The sequence below is a fragment of the Alsobacter sp. KACC 23698 genome, assembly GCF_045348435.1.
Classification (GTDB): domain Bacteria; phylum Pseudomonadota; class Alphaproteobacteria; order Rhizobiales; family Beijerinckiaceae; genus Alsobacter.
In genome coordinates, this window is record NZ_CP157484.1 from 5496879 (window position 1) to 5513220 (window position 16342).

At 70.7% G+C, this 16342-nt stretch carries 13 protein-coding genes and 1 tRNA gene; 9 read left to right on the forward strand and 5 right to left on the reverse strand.

Going from position 1 to position 16342, the window contains the following annotated elements:
- The first annotated feature begins 65 nt into the window (after positions 1-65).
- From ABEG18_RS26210 to ABEG18_RS26230, 5 genes are all read left to right on the forward strand, one after another.
- Positions 66-1106 (forward strand): NADP-dependent oxidoreductase, encoded by a 1041-nt coding sequence (locus tag ABEG18_RS26210; protein ID WP_406855962.1) that lies wholly within the window; start codon positions 66-68, stop codon positions 1104-1106.
- A gap of 123 nt (positions 1107-1229) precedes the next feature.
- Positions 1230-1694, forward strand: coding sequence for a cache domain-containing protein (locus ABEG18_RS26215; RefSeq protein WP_406855963.1), 465 nt, complete (start codon positions 1230-1232; stop codon positions 1692-1694).
- Positions 1695-1778: 84 nt separating this feature from the next.
- Complete coding sequence (locus ABEG18_RS26220; RefSeq protein ID WP_406855964.1) at positions 1779-3989, forward strand: methyl-accepting chemotaxis protein; 2211 nt, start codon at positions 1779-1781, stop codon at positions 3987-3989.
- Positions 3990-4190: 201 nt separating this feature from the next.
- Positions 4191-4853 (forward strand): lectin, encoded by a 663-nt coding sequence (locus ABEG18_RS26225; RefSeq protein ID WP_406855965.1) that lies wholly within the window; start codon positions 4191-4193, stop codon positions 4851-4853.
- A gap of 124 nt (positions 4854-4977) precedes the next feature.
- Positions 4978-5682, forward strand: a complete 705-nt coding sequence (locus ABEG18_RS26230; protein WP_406855966.1) for a BA14K family protein — start codon at positions 4978-4980, stop codon at positions 5680-5682.
- Between the two features lie 22 nt (positions 5683-5704).
- Here ABEG18_RS26230 and ABEG18_RS26235 read toward each other — a convergent pair whose 3' ends face one another.
- Positions 5705-7690, reverse strand: a complete 1986-nt coding sequence (locus ABEG18_RS26235; protein ID WP_406855967.1) for a methyl-accepting chemotaxis protein — start codon at positions 7688-7690, stop codon at positions 5705-5707.
- Between the two features lie 298 nt (positions 7691-7988).
- On the opposite strand from ABEG18_RS26235, the gene ABEG18_RS26240 reads away from it, so the two are divergent.
- Positions 7989-8065, forward strand: a tRNA-Arg gene (locus ABEG18_RS26240).
- A gap of 75 nt (positions 8066-8140) precedes the next feature.
- Here the strand turns inward: ABEG18_RS26240 and ABEG18_RS26245 are convergent.
- Positions 8141-9622 (reverse strand): HlyD family type I secretion periplasmic adaptor subunit, encoded by a 1482-nt coding sequence (locus tag ABEG18_RS26245; RefSeq protein WP_406855968.1) that lies wholly within the window; start codon positions 9620-9622, stop codon positions 8141-8143.
- Positions 9619-11766: a peptidase domain-containing ABC transporter gene (locus ABEG18_RS26250; protein ID WP_406855969.1), complete on the reverse strand. Its 2148-nt coding sequence runs from the start codon at positions 11764-11766 to the stop codon at positions 9619-9621. Before ABEG18_RS26250 ends, ABEG18_RS26245 begins: the two co-directional genes overlap by 4 nt.
- 96 nt (positions 11767-11862) lie before the next feature.
- Between ABEG18_RS26250 and ABEG18_RS26255 the strand changes: the two genes are divergently transcribed.
- Positions 11863-12216, forward strand: a complete 354-nt coding sequence (locus ABEG18_RS26255) for a hypothetical protein (RefSeq protein WP_406855970.1) — start codon at positions 11863-11865, stop codon at positions 12214-12216.
- A 195-nt stretch (positions 12217-12411) separates the two neighbouring features.
- On the forward strand, positions 12412-12648 hold the full coding sequence (locus tag ABEG18_RS26260; protein WP_406855971.1) for a BrnA antitoxin family protein: 237 nt from the start codon (positions 12412-12414) through the stop codon (positions 12646-12648).
- Here ABEG18_RS26260 and ABEG18_RS26265 read toward each other — a convergent pair.
- Together ABEG18_RS26265 and ABEG18_RS26270 are read right to left on the reverse strand one after the other, a co-directional pair.
- Positions 12645-13262 carry a DNA-3-methyladenine glycosylase gene (locus ABEG18_RS26265; protein ID WP_406855972.1) on the reverse strand — a complete coding sequence of 206 codons (618 nt, stop codon included), beginning with the start codon at positions 13260-13262 and terminating at the stop codon, positions 12645-12647. The two genes, ABEG18_RS26260 and ABEG18_RS26265, sit on opposite strands and share 4 nt — an antisense overlap.
- A 4-nt stretch (positions 13263-13266) precedes the next feature.
- The gene (locus ABEG18_RS26270) at positions 13267-14580 is read right to left on the reverse strand and encodes a putative PEP-binding protein (RefSeq protein WP_406855973.1); all 1314 of its coding nucleotides are present in this window, start codon (positions 14578-14580) and stop codon (positions 13267-13269) included.
- 129 nt (positions 14581-14709) lie between these two features.
- Here ABEG18_RS26270 and ABEG18_RS26275 point away from each other — a divergent pair, with 129 nt between their 5' ends.
- Positions 14710-16338 (forward strand): acyl-CoA dehydrogenase family protein, encoded by a 1629-nt coding sequence (locus ABEG18_RS26275; protein WP_406855974.1) that lies wholly within the window; start codon positions 14710-14712, stop codon positions 16336-16338.
- Positions 16339-16342: the final 4 nt, after the last annotated feature.

Below are 16342 nucleotides of genomic sequence, written 5' to 3' on the forward strand. Positions count from 1 at the left end.
CGGGGGCCTTTTTGCGTGGGCGGGAGTGGCCGCGATGCTAGACTGAACCAAACAGGGAGGCTCGAATGCCCGACCAGGCCATCAACCGCCAGATCACGCTCGCAGCGCGCCCCGAAGGCGAGCCGAAGCCCTCTGACTTCGCGCTCAGGACGGGGCCGATCCCGACCCCCGGCCCGGGGGAGGCGCTGCTGCGCACCATTTATCTCTCGCTCGACCCTTATATGCGCGGGCGCATGAGCGCCGGAAAAAGCTACGCCAAGCCGGTCGAGATCGGCGAAGTGATGGGGGCCGGCGGCGTCTGCGAGGTGGTCGCCTCCGACGATCCCGGCCTGCCGGTCGGGTCCTGCGTGCTGGCCTATCCGGGATGGCAGGACTACTCGGTCGCGAAGGCGTCCTCGTTGCGCAAGCTCGATCCCGGTCGCGCGCCGCCCAGCACGGCGTTGGGCGTGCTCGGAATGCCGGGCATGACGGCCTATACGGGCCTCCTCACGATCGGCCAGCCCAAGGAGGGCGAGACCGTCGTGGTCGCCGCCGCGACCGGCCCGGTCGGATCGGCCGTGGGCCAGATCGCGCGCCTGAAGGGCTGCAGGGCGGTCGGCGTCGCGGGCGGGCCGGACAAGGTCCGCGCGCTGACGGAGGAGTTTGGTTTCGACGCCGCCGTCGACCATCGCGCTCCCGACTTCCGGGACCGGCTCGCGGCCGCCTGCCCTTCGGGGATCGACGTCTATTTCGAGAATGTCGGCGGCGAGGTCTGGAACGCGGTGTTTCCGCTGCTGAACGATTTCGCCCGCATCCCGGTCTGCGGGCTGGTGGCGAACTACAACGACACGCAGGTCCCGCCTGGCCCGGACCGGTTGCCGGCCCTGATGCGGGCGATCCTGACCAAGCGGCTGACATTGCGCGGCTTCATCGTCAGCGACTTCGCCGACCAGGCGCGCGACTTCCACCGCGACATGTCGGCCTGGGTCGCCGACGGCCGCGTGCGCTATCGCGAGGACGTCGTAGAGGGGTTGGAGAACGCGCCCGAGGCGTTCATGGGCCTGCTCAAGGGGCGCAATTTCGGCAAGCTGGTCGTCAAGCTCTCCGAACCGCCCTGGAGCGCATAGTCAGCGTTCATGACCTATTCGGGGGCGCTTCTGCTATGGTCTGATGAGTTGATGCTTTAGCACTTGTTAATGCTCATCCTGTCTACTCGGCGTATTCGTGCAAATCGAATATGCGGAGGAACCATGATCCCCACCTGCAAGACGCTCGCGACAGCTGTCCTGGGCGTCGCTATCCTGACGAGCGCCGCCGTTGCGGGCGAATGGGCGACCAAGGACGAGGCCCAGGCGATGGTCGTCAAGGCCGTCGCCTTCGTGAAGTCGCAGGGCGCCGCCAAGGCCTATGACGCTTTCACCAAGAAGAACCCGGATTTCATCGATCGCGACCTCTACGTCGTCGTCTATGGCATGGACGGGAAAGTCCTGGCGCATGGCGCCAACGAGAAGCTCGTCGGCAAGGACCTGCTGGACGCGCAGGACGTCGACGGAAAATACTACGTCAAGGAACGTGTCGACTGGGCCAAGTCCAAGGGCAAGTTTTGGCAGGAATACAAATTCGTGAATCCTGTCACCAAGAAAATCGAGCCCAAGCAGATGTATTGCGAGAAGCTGGACGAGACCGCCGTGTGCGGGGGCGTCTACAAGCTCTGACATCGCCCGCCCGGACGCCGAGCGGCCCTTCCGGGCCGTTCGGCCTAATGGCGCCACTTCCTACGCCCGAGACTGGACACCGACATGACGCTGCGGTTCGAAGACCTGAAACTGCGCTGGAAAGTGCTGACCGCACCGTTGTGCCTCGTCGCGGTGCTGCTGGCTGTCGGAGCTTTCGCGCTCTGGTCGCTGCAGTCGAACCGCCTGTCTTTCCAGTCGCTCACGAGCGGGCCGATCGCCGAGGCCAACGCGGCCGGGGAGCTCGACACGGCGCTCTGGGCCGCCCACGCCAAACTGTACAGGCTGACGGCGACGGCCGCGAACGAGAGCGACGCCGCCAAGATCAAGGCCATCGGCGCGGCCTTGCAGGGCGAAGTGGCCGCCATCGCCGGGCGGCTGACCACGCTTCGGGCTGAATTCGCCGACGTGCCGGCCCAGGCCGAGGCGCTCGCCAAGCTGGAGGCCGGCCTCAAGGCCTACGCCAAGCAGGCGCTGAGCGTCATCGACATGGCCGACAGCGACGCCGGCTCCTCGCTGATGTTCATGATGAACGCGGATCGCACCTTCCAGGGCGTCTCGGCCATTACGAGCGCCCTGGCGTCGGACGCCCGCGCCCGGCAGGCGAGCCGCATGGCCGACCTCAGCGGTGAGGTCGACCGCGAGATCATGCTCCTGGTGATCCTCCTAGTCGGCGGCGCCCTGGCGGGCCTCCTGGCCACGACCCTGATCGGTTCCGCCGTCACCCGTCCGGTGCTGGCCATGTCGACGGCTCTCCAGGACCTCGCGAAGGGGCGCGCGGCGACGCTTGATTTCTCGCATCGCGGCGACGAGATCGGCTCGATGGCGCGGTCCTATGACGTGCTGTCCAAGACGCTGGCCGAACGGGCGCTCCTGGAAAGCGGCAAGGCCGAATCCGACCGCCAGACGCAGGAGCGCGCCCGCGCGATGGCCGAGGTCGTGCGCGAAGTCGCGGCCGTGGTCGACGCGGCCGTCGCGGGCGACTTCTCGGCCCGGGCCGCGGCGGCCCACGCGGACCCCGACATCCGCAAGCTCGTGGACGGCATCAACGCGATCAACGAAGTCGTCGACCAGGCCACCACGGAGCTTGGCTCCGCGCTGGCGGCCCTCGCCCATGGCGACCTCACCCGGACCGTCAGCACCAGCTTCCAGGGTCGCTTCGGCGAACTCGCCAGCGCGCTGAACGACACCGTCGAGCGCCTGTCGGAGACCGTCGAGACGATCCAGACCACCTCGATCGACGTCGCCAGCGCGGCGCGCCAGATCAATTCGGGTGCCGACGACCTGTCGCGCCGCACCGAGGAGCAGGCCTCCTCGCTGGAGCAGACCGCCGCCACCACGGAGGAGCTCGCCGCCTCGGTGAAGTCCTCCGCCCAGGCGTCAGCCCAGGCGGTCCGCCTCTCCCAGGACGCCGCCAAGGTCGCCGCCGACGGCGGAGAAATCGTCACCCGCGCGGTCGACGCCATGGCGCGCATCGAGCAGGCGAGCCGGCGCATCTCCGACATCACCACCGTGATCGACGACATCGCGTTCCAGACCAATCTCCTGGCCCTCAACGCGGCCGTCGAGGCCGCGCGCGCGGGCGAGGCCGGAAAGGGCTTCGCCGTCGTGGCCAGCGAGGTTCGCACCCTGGCGCAGCGCTCCAGCGACGCCGCCAAGGACATCACCGGCCTGATCAACTCGTCCGACGCCGAAGTGGCCGAAGGCGTGAAGCTCGTGCGGTCCGCCGGCGACGCGCTCGGCCGCATCGTGGAAGCGTCCCAGCGGGTCGCCTCGACCGTGGACGAGATCTCGTCCGCCGCCGGCGAACAGGCCAACGGCATCGACGAGATGAGCCAGGCGGTCGCCCACATGGACGACATGACGCAGCAGAACGCCGCGCTCGCCGAGGAGAGCGCCGCCTCCGCGGCCTCGCTCTCCGGCCAGATCCACCGGCTGAACGAACTCGTCGCCGCCTTTAGGACCCGCAACAGCGCCGCGCATGCTCGCTTGGTCGAGTCGCGGCCCCCCATGCATCCGGCGCCTCGGGCCGAGGCTCCGCGTCGCGACGAGCCTGCGGCGACCGAGCCGGCCCGGTTGAGGAAGCTGGCCCAGGACGCGTTCTCGCGCATTTCGGGCGCCAAAAAGGACGCTCCTCGCGCCTCATTGGCCGCTGCGCCCGCCCGCATCGAGCGGGCCCGGGCCGAACAGCCCAGGCCCACGCCCGCCCGTCCGGCCCGCCTCCAGGCTGGCCGAAGCGCCGAGCCGGCCGCCGGGTCCGGTTGGGACGAGTTCTGATCCCGACGCCAGCGTCTCCCCATCCCTGAACGGCCCACGCCGTCGCGACCGCCGAATCCGCCGCTTTCGCCATCACGCTTTCGTGCGTGGGCGACGGGAGCCTGTGAGCGGTACCGTGGCCGTGCAATGGCGCGTAATCCTCACCGGGTTGCGCGGCTCACGAAGTGGCTCAGCCACCGGGTCAAGAGGGAGGAAGTCAGAATGACGGCATGGAGAGTGATCGCGGCGGCGTCGCTGGCCACAGTGGCGGCCCCCTTCGGCGCGCAGGCGCAGAACGCAGCTCCGATGAGCTTCTTCGTCACGAGCGTTGGGATCGGCAAGGGCGGCGACCTCGGCGGGCTGACCGGCGCGGACCAGCATTGCCAGACCCTCGCGGCGGCGGCCGGGGCCGGGTCGAAGAACTGGCGCGCCTATCTCAGCACCCAGGGCGCGGGAGCCGTGAACGCCCGAGACCGCATCGGCGCGGGTCCATGGGTCAACGCCAAGGGGCAGGTGATCGCCAAGTCCGTGGATGATCTCCACAGCGCCGCCAACGGCATCACCAAGCAGACGGCCCTGACCGAGAAGGGCGCGGTCGTGAACGGCCGCGGCGACCAGCCCAACACCCACGACATCCTCACCGGCTCGACGCCGGAGGGACGCGCCTTCGCGGGCGACGCCGACATGACGTGCAAAAACTGGACGAGCGCCGCCGCCGGTTCGGCCATGCTGGGTCATGCGGACCGCACCGGGCTCGACGAGAGCGCCGCCGCGAAGTCCTGGAACTCGTCCCACCCGTCGCGCGGGCCGGGAGGCGGTTGCACCCAGGACGATCTGAAGAGCACTGGCGGCGCGGGCCTAATGTACTGCTTCGCGACGAACTGAGTCGCCCCGGGGCGTGCGTTCCGACGCCGGAGCGCACGCTCGTCAAGCCAGGGCGGCGCCAACGGGTGCGTTTTTCCACAGATAGTGCTAGCGTCCCGCGGTCCAGCGTTCCCGAGGGGAGGACATGCGCATCTGGTTGTTGGTCCGGATCACGGCTGTCGGCGTCTTGATGGTGGCCGCCCTCGCGCTGTTTCGACTTCAGCAGGGCGGTTCGGGATTCACCGGAGCGGCGGCTCTCTTCGGAACGAACCGCGACTCGGTTTCCGCCGCGACCGGGACCGTGGTCCGCGCCCCGACGTCCGACAAGCTCGCGCCCGCCGCGCCTCCTCCCGGGCCCGTGATCCGCGTCACCACCGTCCCGGTCGGCCCGTCGCCCCTGGTGAGCCCCGCGCCTTCCGCGACCGCCCCGGCCGCTCCCGCCAAGCCGGCGGACGCCGCCCGCCCGCAGCCGCAACCTCCCGCTCCGGCCGCCGTGTCGGCCGCGGACTTCGCCGCATCCTTCCCGCCGAAGCTCTCCACGCCGCTGCCCGGCCCGGGCCCCGACTCCGCCCAGCCTCAGGCCCAGCCTGCGCCGACGCGGGCCGCCCGGGCGCCGGCGCAGGAGCAGGGCGACGCCGCCGCGCCGCCGTCGTCGGCCGACGCCCCCAGGGCTGAGGCCCGCAAGGGGGGCGACAAGGTCGCCAGCGTGGCCCCGGCCCGCACGAGGCCTGCGTTCCTCTCCGGCGGAGCCGGCCAGGCCGGCTGCACGCGCTACAAGAGCTACGACCCCGCCACCCAGACCTATCGCTCCTATGACGGGGTCACGCGCGAGTGCAAGCCCCGCCGCTGACGCGCGCCTGAGCCGCCAGCGCCTATCCGCGCGCGGCGCGCCGGCCCGCGAAGGCGCTGGCGGCTCTTTCGCGCAGCCGGGCCGGTTCTGATGGAGCGGCCGGCGGCCGGCCTTGCGCGGAGGCGCCCTGGCCCGTGCGGAACGTCGCCGCGACGTCGTTCAGCCTTTCGATCTGGCCCGTGAGCGAGGCGGCCGAGGCCGCGCTTTGCTCGGCCAACGCCGCGTTCTGCTGGGTCATCTCGTCCAAATGAGCGACGGCCTGGCTCATCTCGTCGATGCCGTTGGCCTGCTCGGCGGCGGCGCTGGAAATCTCGTCGACGGTGCTCGCCACCTTGCGAGACGCGCTCACGATCCTGTCGAGGGACTCGCCCGCGGATCGCACGAGCCGCACACCCTGCGCCACCTCCGTGGTGGACGAGGTGATGAGGCCGGTGATGTCCTTGGCGGCCTCGCTGGAGCGCTGGGCCAGGGTGCGCACTTCCGAAGCCACCACGGCGAAGCCCTTGCCGGCCTCTCCGGCGCGCGCCGCCTCCACGGCCGCGTTGAGCGCCAGGAGATTCGTCTGGAACGCGATCTCGTCGATCACCGACGTGATGTCCGAGATCTTCTGCGAGGCCTGTTCGATGCGCGCCATCGCGTCGATGGCTTGGCTCACGATCTGGCCGCCGCCTTCCGCGACCCTCATGGCGTCCTCGGCGGTCTCGAGCGCGTGGCGCGACGCCTGCGCCGAGGCTTTCACGGAGGCCGCGAGCTCCTCCGTGGTGGCGGCCGTCTGCTCCAGCGACGACGCCTGCTCCTCGGTTCGCCGCGATAGATCGTCGGCCCCGGACTGGATCTCCCGCGAGGCGCTTGCGACGTCGACCGCGGTGGTCTGGATCGTCGCGACGGTCTCCGACAGCGTCGCGATGGTCTCGTTGATGGCCATCTTCAGGTCCGCGAAGCGGCCCCTGTAGGCGGTCGCGATCGTCTGGGTGAGGTCGCCCTTCGCCACGCGCCCGAGCGCCTCGGCGAACTCCGTCGTGGCGCGATCCACGACAGCGTTGATCTCGTTGATGCCGCCGACCAGCTTGCGCATCTGGTCGTCCGTGCTCTCGATCTCCAGCCTCGCGCTGAAATCGCCGGCCGCGGCCGCCGCCACGACCTCGCCCACGTCATGCACCACGGCCATCATGGATTCGGCTCTCGCCGCGCGTTCGGCCTCGGCGCGGCGCTCCTGCGCCTCGAGCGCCTTCATCTGCTCCGCATGGGCCCTGAACACCTCCAGGGTTCGGGCCATCGTGCCGATCTCGTCCTCCCGGTCGACATGCGGGATCGCCACCGACACATCGCCGTGGGCGAGGACCTCCATCGCCGCCGTCGCGTCCTGCAGCGGCCGCGTGACGCTGCGCGACGTCCACCGCAGCGCGCCGAAGAAGCTGGCGCACAGGATGGCCAGCAGCGCCGCCGGGAGGGTGGTCTCGGCCAGGCTGACCACCCGCCGCGCCTCCGCCGAGAACGCATCGCCGAGCCGTTCATTGTCTGCCGAGTAGCTGACCAGCAGGTCGTTCAAGGCCTGCCGGTTCTTGCGGTTCAAGTCGTTGTTGCCCTGCGCGTCGGCGGCGGCGATCGAAACCTCGCGGGCGAGCCGGATCGTCTCCGTGCGAAACCCGATGAACTCGGCCACGGCCGCCTGAAGCCTGGCGAAGCGCTCGCGGTCATCGGGGCCGACCTTGGTCCCGAGCTCGGCCACCATCCGGCCGAGCGCCCGTAGCCGCTCCTCGTTGGGCCTGGCGAATTTCTCGACCTCGTCGCGGGTCTTGGCCAGGTAGACGCCGCGGGAGTCCATGACGACGGCTGTCACGGCGGAATTGATCCGTTCTGTGGCCAAAGACAGATCCGCCTGGCGTTCGCTTCTCTCCTGCACGGTGGCGACGTGCCACAAGGTCCACAAAGACGAACCGCCGACAATCACGGCGCCGCCAGACGCCACCATGAGCATGGCGATGATTTTGGACTTGATAGTTTTCATGACAGCCCTCGATACGCTAGGCACTGTCGAATCAAATCGTAAATACTTTGAGACGTGATGGTATATCGAGTTCTATGGGCTGTGAGTTGCTTGTCCAACCCTGGAGGTCGCCGGAGCCGGGGGATGGCGGCGTCCGTTGCGACATGCGCCCCTCCCAGGTTTCGGCTTTCCCGCTGGCGCCGGGCGCTGCGACCCCTCGCCGTCCGATGCAGGGCGGCCGCCGGCGGCGCCGTCGATCCCCGTCGCCTTGCGACGCGTCCCACAATCGGCTAGACAATCCCGGCCGGCCTCGCCGCAGGCACCCGTAGCTCAGCTGGATAGAGCGTTGCCCTCCGAAGGCAAAGGTCACACGTTCGAATCGTGTCGGGTGCGCCAAATTTCCCAACGACGTACGCGACGGGCGCCGCCCGCCCAAACACGGTCTGAGCGCAGCCGTCTCGCGCTGCTCGATCAGCGCTCCCGCAGGGCTTCCGACGTCGTGGCGGCGAGCGGAGACAGCAGGTATTCGAGAATGCGCCTCTGGCCGGTCTTGATTTCGGCGGAGACCGCCATGCCGGGCGAAAGGGGCGCGGCGCGACCGTCGGCCATGACGTGCGTGGCGCTTGGGGTGAGGACCACCGGGAACACGAGGCTGCGGACGCGCTCCGCGCCGGTGGACGAACGGTTGTCGGCGGAACGGCTGGGATCGCCCTCGATCTGGCGGGCGTCGGGCTCCGGAATGGCGTCTTTCGCGACGCGCGTCACGCGGGCCTCCAGCACGCCGTAGCGGGTGAACGGAAAGGCCTCCACCTTGATGGAAGCCTCCTGGCCGACCGCGACGAAGCCGATGTCCTTGTTCTCCAGGTAGACCTCGATCTCCAGCGCGGCGTCGCGCGGCACCACGCGCATGACCTCCTGGCCGGCGGCCAGCACCTGCCCCAGCGAGGTGACGCTGGAGGCCTGCACGACGCCCGCGGCGGGGCTGCGCAGCGTCATGCGCTCCACCTTCAGGCGCGCCCGCGCCCAGCGTTGCTCGGCCTCTTCGGCTTGGCGCTGCGCTTCGGCCATGCGGGTCGTGTTGTCCGCCAGGAAGGCGCTCAGCGTTCTGTCCCGCTCGGCCTGGATGGCCTCGATGGCGCGTTCCGCCTCGGCCAGTTGGCCCTGCTGCCCGGCCAGCACCATGCGCTGATAGTGAAGCGATTCGGTCGCGTCGATCACGCCGGAGCGCGTGCCGGCGTTCGCACCCAGCAGGGTGGCGCGCATCGTGACGCGCTCCTGAAGGGTGCCGATCAGGGCTTCCTGGGCGGCGATGGTGTAGACCATGCGCTGGCGCTCGGAGCGCTTCTGGGCGGCCCGGGCGTCCAGGGAGGCGAGCTGTCCGGCGAGGTTGCGCAGGTCCGCCCGGCGCACCGCGTCCTCGCGGGCGCGGGTCGGCGCGGGGACGAAGTCCGGCCAAGCGGCCGCCGCGGGCGCGCGCAGCTGCGCCGAAGCTTGCGCGATCACGTCGTCGCGGCGCAGGGCCTCGGCCCGCCAGGAGGCGAAGGCCGCCTCGGCGGCCCGGGCATCGGCCACACTATCATCCGGATCGAGCTCCACCAGCACGTCGCCTTCCTGCACGGAGGCGCCGTTCTGGGCGGCGATGGCCCTCACCCGGCCCGTCTCGAGCGGCTGCACCACCTTCACGCGCCCCGTCGGCTGCAGCTTGCCGTGCGCCACGGCGACGATGTCGGTCCAGCCCAGCCAGGCCCAGGCGAGCGCCGCGAATGCGAAGGCGCAGATGGTGAGCAGGAAAGCCATCGCGATCGGCGAGGCCGGCTGCTCCAGCACCTCCAGGGCGGCGGGCAGAAACTCGGCGTCGGCCCGGCTCACGCGCGGGCGGGCGAAGGCGGGCGACGGCGGCCGCGGGGCCGGGGCGGCGTCGTCGGGCGCAGGCGGCGGCGACACGGCGTTCATGCGCCTGCTCCCTGAAACTGCATCGCCCACAGTCTGGCGTAGAGCCCGCCGGGACGGGCCAGGAGCTCGTCATGCGCGCCCACCTCGACGATGCGGCCGTCCTGCATGCCGACGATGCGGTCGGCGTGGCGCACCGTGGACAGGCGATGCGCGATCACGATCATGGTGCGGCCCTTGGCGATGTGGCGCATGTTGCCTTGGATGATGCGTTCGCTCTCGTAGTCCAGCGCCGAGGTGGCCTCGTCGAAGATCAGGATGCGCGGATCGGTGGCGAGCGCGCGCGCGATGGCGATGCGCTGGCGCTGGCCACCCGACAGGTTGGCGCCGCGTTCCTCGATGGGCGTATCGTAGCCGGCCGGCAGGCGGGCGATGAACTCGTCCGCTCCCGCGAGGCGAGCGACGTGCATCACCTTGGCGCGCGGCATGGCCGGGTTCGCGAAGGCGATGTTCTCGTGCAGGGTGCGGTTGAACAGCAGGTTTTCCTGCAGGACGACGCCGGTGTGCCGGCGCAGCCAGGCCGTGTCAGCCTGGGCGAAGTCGGTTCCGTCGAGGAGCACCTGCCCCTCGTTGGGGCCATAGAACCGCTGCAGCAGCTTGGCCAGCGAGCTCTTGCCGGACCCGGACGGGCCGACGATGCCCAGCACCTCGCCGGGGCGGATGGCGAGCGAGATCTCCTTCAGGACGTCCGGCGCGCCCGGGGCGTAGCGAAAGCTGACGCGGCGGAACTCGATGGCGCCGCGCGGCGGCGGCAGCGCCGCCATGGCGCGCGAGCCCGGCTCGGGCGGGGCGTTCAGGATGTCGCCGAGGCGCACCACCGAGATGCGGACCTGCTGGAAATCCTGCCACAGCTGCGACAGTCGCAGAACCGGCTGGGCCACCTGCCCGGCGATCATGTTGAAGGCCACCAGCGCGCCCACCGAGAGCTCGCCGCTCATCACGGCGTCAGCGCCGAACAGCAACAGCAGCGCGGTGGAGAGCTTGCTGACGAACTGGATGGCGCCTTGCCCGCCCGCCGCCATCAGGCTGGCCGAAAAGCCGGTGCGCACCGAGGCGGCGAGCTTCTCCTCCCACTCGGCCCGCATGGCGGGCTCCACGGCGGCGGCCTTCACGGTCTGGGCGCCCACGACGGTCTCGACCAGCAATTGCTGGCTCAACGCGCCGCGGTTGAACTTCTCCTTGATGCGTTCGCGCAGCCCCGGGCCGACCAGGGCCGCCACCAGCACGTAGAGCGGGATGGTGGCGATCACGATCGAGGCGAGCTTGGCCGAATACAGAAACAGCACCGCGATGAAGATGATCGCGAACACGAAATCCAGCGCCGAGGACAGCGCCTGCCCCGTGAGGAAGGTGCGGATCGTCTCCAGCTCGCGCATGCGCGCCACCGTCTGGCCGGTGGGGCGGGTCTCGAAATAGCTCACCGGCAGGCGCAGCAGATGCGCGAAGAGCCGCTGGCCGAGCTCCACGTCGATGCGGTTGGTGGTGTGGTTCAGCGCATAGGTGCGCAGGAACTGCAGCGCGGTGTCGAAGACGTTGATCAGGATGAGGCCGGCGACCAGCACGTAGAGCGTGGAAGCGCTGCGGTGCACCAGCACCTTGTCGATCACCACCTGGAAAAACAGCGGCGTCACCAGGGCGAAGAGCTGGATCACCAGCGAGGCCAGCACCACATGGGCGAGCGCCCGGCGGTAGCGCCAGATCGAGGGCGCGAACCATGCGATGCTGAAGCTTTCGGGATCGAGGCCCGGGCCTCCGACGCGGCGCTGCACGAGGATGATCTCGGGCGCGAGCGCCGCGGCAACCTCCGCGACGGGCCGCAAAAGGTCGGCGCGGCTCACCGGATCGACCGTGCGGCACTGGCCGTTCGGCGTCAGCCCGCCGAGCACGACGTAGCCGCCCTCGCGGGTGCGCGCCAAAGCGGGCATCGGGATGGCGGCGATGCGCTTGGCGGAGGCGTCGCGCAGCATGCGCGCCTTCAGGCCGACATGCCTGGCGGCGCGCACGATGTCATCGGCCTCCGCCGCCCGCTCGCCCAGGGCGAGCTCGCGCGCGAGATGCGCCGGGTCGGCCGGGATGCGGAAATAGGCTGCAATTCCGGCAAGGCCGTGGAGGCCGGAGTCCGGCTTCAGCGCCCCTTCAGTCGACATGCACAACTCGCGAGCAATCATTCACCAAAATTGATCGATGTCATGCGCTGGGCGGCTCGCGATTGCAAGGTCGGGCCTTGCAGCGGACGTCTTCCGATGATCGACAGAAAGCCAGTCGGCGGGGCGCCCGTCGACACGTTGGACGGCGGCGCCGGTGCTGACGTGCTCACGGGCGGGATCGGCGACGACCCTCTGGTGGGCGGCGCGGACAACGACGTGTTCGTGTCCGGCGCCGGCTTCGGGCAGGACCGCATCGCCGATTTCGACCAGGCCGGCGACGACGTGCTGCAGGTCTCCACGGCGCTGTTCGCAGACTGGAACGGCGTGTGGGCCACCACCCGGCAGGTGGGCGCGGACCTGGTGATCACCCGGTCGGCGACCGAAGCCTGGACGCTGAAAAACGTGGCTTTGTCGCGCTTCAACGCCGACGACGTCAGGTTCGTCGCCTGACGACGCTCGCCGCCGCCCAGCCTCGTGCGCCGGGCGGCGGGGAGGGGCAAGGGCCAGCGACCCCATCTCCCATCTTCGTCTGGATCGGTGCGCCAATCCTCGCTATGCTGCAGCCCGATCTCGCCTTCGTCGAAGGGTGGAGCCGCACCGTGAGCGACGGCGCGGATCGGGTCCCTACCCTCAAGCGAGATTCCCATGATCAGACCGACCCGTACCGGCATGGGCAGCCCGAAGCAGGCTGCGGAAGCCGCTTTCAAGGCCGCCACCACCAGACCCGTCGAGCCCGCCCCCAAGGCCCCGGCCGCGATTCCCGGGGCCAAGGAGGTCGTCTCGCTGCGCCTTGACCAGGAGGTGCTGGAGAAGTTCCAGGCCGATGGGCCGGGCTGGCAGGACCGCATCAATGCGGCGCTGCGCAAGGCGGTCGGGCTCTAGCGGTCCCGCTCCGAAGAGGACGATGCGCCGTCGCCGCCGATGGTCGCGTCAGCGGACCTGGGAGCCGGACGGCTCAGATGCCGCGATCCGGCCAGGACGAAACGCCAGGGCGCTTCGACGCCCTTGCTGATGCCGATCCGCGGTCCGGCCAGCACGGCGACTGACCGGGGGCGCGGCTCCAGGCGGAAAGGCGGTCGCTCGAGCGGCCATCCATCATGATCCCGGGTGATGGCCAGAGCCTGGCACAGGCGCCCCGGCCCGGCGCAGAGCAGGCGCGTTTCGCTCACGCCGCGCCTCTGGCGCATCGCGTCGACGCCGTGCGTCGGCTCCAGCGCCCGCACCAGCACGGCTCCGGCGCAGGACGCGTCGCCGCACACGATGTTGAAGCACCAGTGCATCCCGTAGCTGCGGTACACATAGGCCCGCCCGGGCGGCCCGAACATCGCGCCGTTGCGCGCCGTCGGCCCCCGGAAGCTGTGCGACGCCGGGTCGTCGTGGGCGTAGGCCTCGGTCTCCACGATCGGGCCGCCCACGCCGTCGACCAGCAGGGTCGCGCCCAAGAGGTCCTGCGCCACCGAAATTGGGCTCCGGGCGTAGAAATCGGGCGTCAGCATGCGGTCAGGCGCGCGACGCGGGGCGCGACCGAAGGTCGATGGCGGCTAGGGCCGACTTCACGCGACCGAGTTCGGCGCCCGCCACGCAGAACTCGCGCGCGCCGAGGTCGAGCCAGACGGGCAGCAGCGCCGTGTCCGCCGCGGCGACGCCGCAGAGGCGGCAGGGCCGGCCCAAGCGCGACGCGTGCTCCAGGACGCGCCGCACCAGCGCGCGCACGGCGGGCGGGGCGTCCGGTCCGGAGTCTGGACCGGCGTCGCGGGCGCGCCCAAGCGTCAGGGCCGTGAGGTCGCCAAGCCCGATCGAGAAGGCGTCCGCATCGAACTCGGCGATGCGCTCCGCCGCCCCCGGCGTCTCCACCATCATGACCAGCGGCGGCGTCCCGAACGGCCGGCCCTCGCGGCGAAGCTCGTCGACGCAGCCGGCGATGGCGGCGCGGACCTGGCGCAGCTGCTCGGGCCGTTCGACCATCGGGAGCATGATCGACAGGTCGCCATCAGCAGCGGCGCGCAGCATGGCGCGAAGCTGGATCCGGAAAAGATCGGGATGGGCGAGCGAGAAGGCGACGCCGCGCAGGGGCGAGGCCTCCATCCCGGGAAGCGACTTGCCCGCGCCGGGATCGACGGTCCTCAGGCAGACGGGCCATCCGGCGGCCCATTGCAGCAGGACGCGGTAGAGGGCGAGTTGGCCGTCCTCCCCCGGCATGGCGCTGCGGTTCATGAACAGCATCTCGGTGCGCATCAGCCCGACGCCGTCGGCGTGCGCCGGATTCAGCGAGCGCAGCTGGCTCAGGTCGTCGACCGCCAGCGTCACCGCGATCGGCTCGCCGTCCGCGGTGGCGGCGGGCCTGGGCAATGCGAGCACGTCGCGAACCCGGTCCTCGGTCCAGACGGCGCGCTTCTGTGCGAAGGCGGCGCGCCGCGAGTCCGTGGGCAGCAAGGTGAGCTCGCCCGCCACCGCGTCCACCAGCGCGTCGGCGCCGCCCGACAGGTCCAGGGCGCCGAAGTCGATCCCCAGGCCCACCAGCAACGGCAGGTTCCGCTCGTGCGCCATCACGGCGACATGGCCGGTGGCGGAGCCGCGGGAGAGCACGATCGCGGCGGGCTTCGCCACGTCGAGGCGCAGCATCTCGGCGGGAGTCAGGTCCTCGCTGGCGATCACCGCGCCGACCGGCGCGGACGCCACGTCCGGGCGGACCTGAGAGGGGTTGAGCTCGCCGTCGGGCTCGTCGCCGCCGATGACGAAGAGTCCACCCGTCCCAAAGCCTGGGCACGCCGAGCGCCCGGCGAGAACACGCTCTCCATCGATCGGCTTAGGCAAAGCGCTGCATCCGGACACGTCCGCACTATATAGGCGCCCCTCCCGCCACGCCAGACTGGGCCTTGGCTTTGTCCGGACCCGCTCCTGACAGGCGCGCCCGGGTGTGGGAGCATGCGGCGGGAGGGCTGCATGAACCAGTCGCCGCCATTTCGGGACACGAACTTCTTCGAGGCGGACCGGCCGCTCCGCGACGCCGTGGCGAGGTCCGGGACGCCGCCTCGCCAGGTCGCCGAACTGTCGGCCTTCGGAGCCGCATGGGGGTCGGGCGAAGTCGCCGACCTTGGGCGGCAGGCCAACGAAAACCCGCCGCGGCTGCGCACGGTCGACCCGCGCGGCGAGCGCCTGGACGACGTGGAGTTCCATCCGGCCTATCATGACCTGATGACCCGGAGCATGGCTGCGGGGCTGCACGCCTCGGGGTGGGACGCGGCGGCGTCGACGCCCGGCCACGGGCGTCCCGCGGCGAGCGGCCAGGCGCTCCGGGCGGCGCGCTTCTACATGGCCTGCCAGGCCGAGGCCGGGCATCTGTGCCCGCTGACGATGACGCACGCCAGCGTCGCCGCCTTGTCGGCCGCACCGGAGACGTTGTCGCGATGGCTGCCCAGGATCGTCGGCAGGCGCTATGACGGCGCGCTGCGGCCGTGGTGGGAGAAGGACGCCGTCACGCTCGGGATGGGCATGACCGAGCGCCAGGGCGGGACGGACGTCCGCGCCAACGTCACGGCCGCGCTCCCGGCGGGAGATCACTACCGCGTCAGCGGCCAGAAATGGTTCATGTCCGCACCGATGTGCGACGCGTTCCTGATCCTGGCGCAGGCGCCGGGAGGGCTGACCTGCTTCCTCGTCCCGCGCTTCGAGCCCGACGGGCGGGTGAACGGCCTGCGCCTGCAGCGTCTCAAGGACAAGCTCGGCAACCGCTCGAACGCCTCCTCCGAGGCGGTGTTCGAGATGGCCTACGCCGAGCGCGTTGGCGACGAGGGGCAGGGCGTCCGCACCATCATCGGCATGGTGCAGCTCACCCGGCTCGACTGCGCGGTGGCCTCCGCGGGCCTGATGCGCATGGGGCTGGCGCACGCCGTCCATCACGCCCGCCACCGCACCGCCTTCCAGCGGCGCCTGATCGACCAGCCGCTGATGCGCACGGTGCTGGCCGACATGGCGCTGGAGGTCGAGGCCGCCACGGCGCTGGCGATGCGGCTCGCCCGCGCGCTCGACGCGGCGCCGACGGACCCGGCTGAAGCCGCCTTGGCCCGGCTGGCGATCCCGGCCGCCAAATACCTGATCTGCAAGCAGGCCCCCGACCTGCTGCAGGAGGCGATGGAGTGCCTGGGAGGCAACGGCTATGTGGAGGAGTTCCCTCTCGCCCGCGCCTATCGGGAGGCGCCGGTGAACGCCATCTGGGAGGGGTCCGGCAACGTCATGGCGCTCGACGTCCTGCGCGCCGCGGCGCGTTCGCCCGACGCAGTCGCCGCCGTCCTCGAAGCCCTGGGACGGCAGGCCGGCGAGGTCGGGCCTCCGATGGTCGACGCGATCGTGTCCGACCTGCGCGCGCCCGAGGCCGAGCGTCGCGCGCGGCGCATCACTGAAGCCATCGCGCGCCTGGCCGCAATGGCTTCGTTGACCGAAGGAGACCCGGACGTCGCGGACGCCTATGCGGCGCGGCTGCGGGCCGGGACGGAGTTCGCCGCCTCGACATGGGGCGCGTCCGGTCCGCCGGACCATGCGGACGCGCTGCTGGCCCGCGTGCTGCCGGCCTGACGGA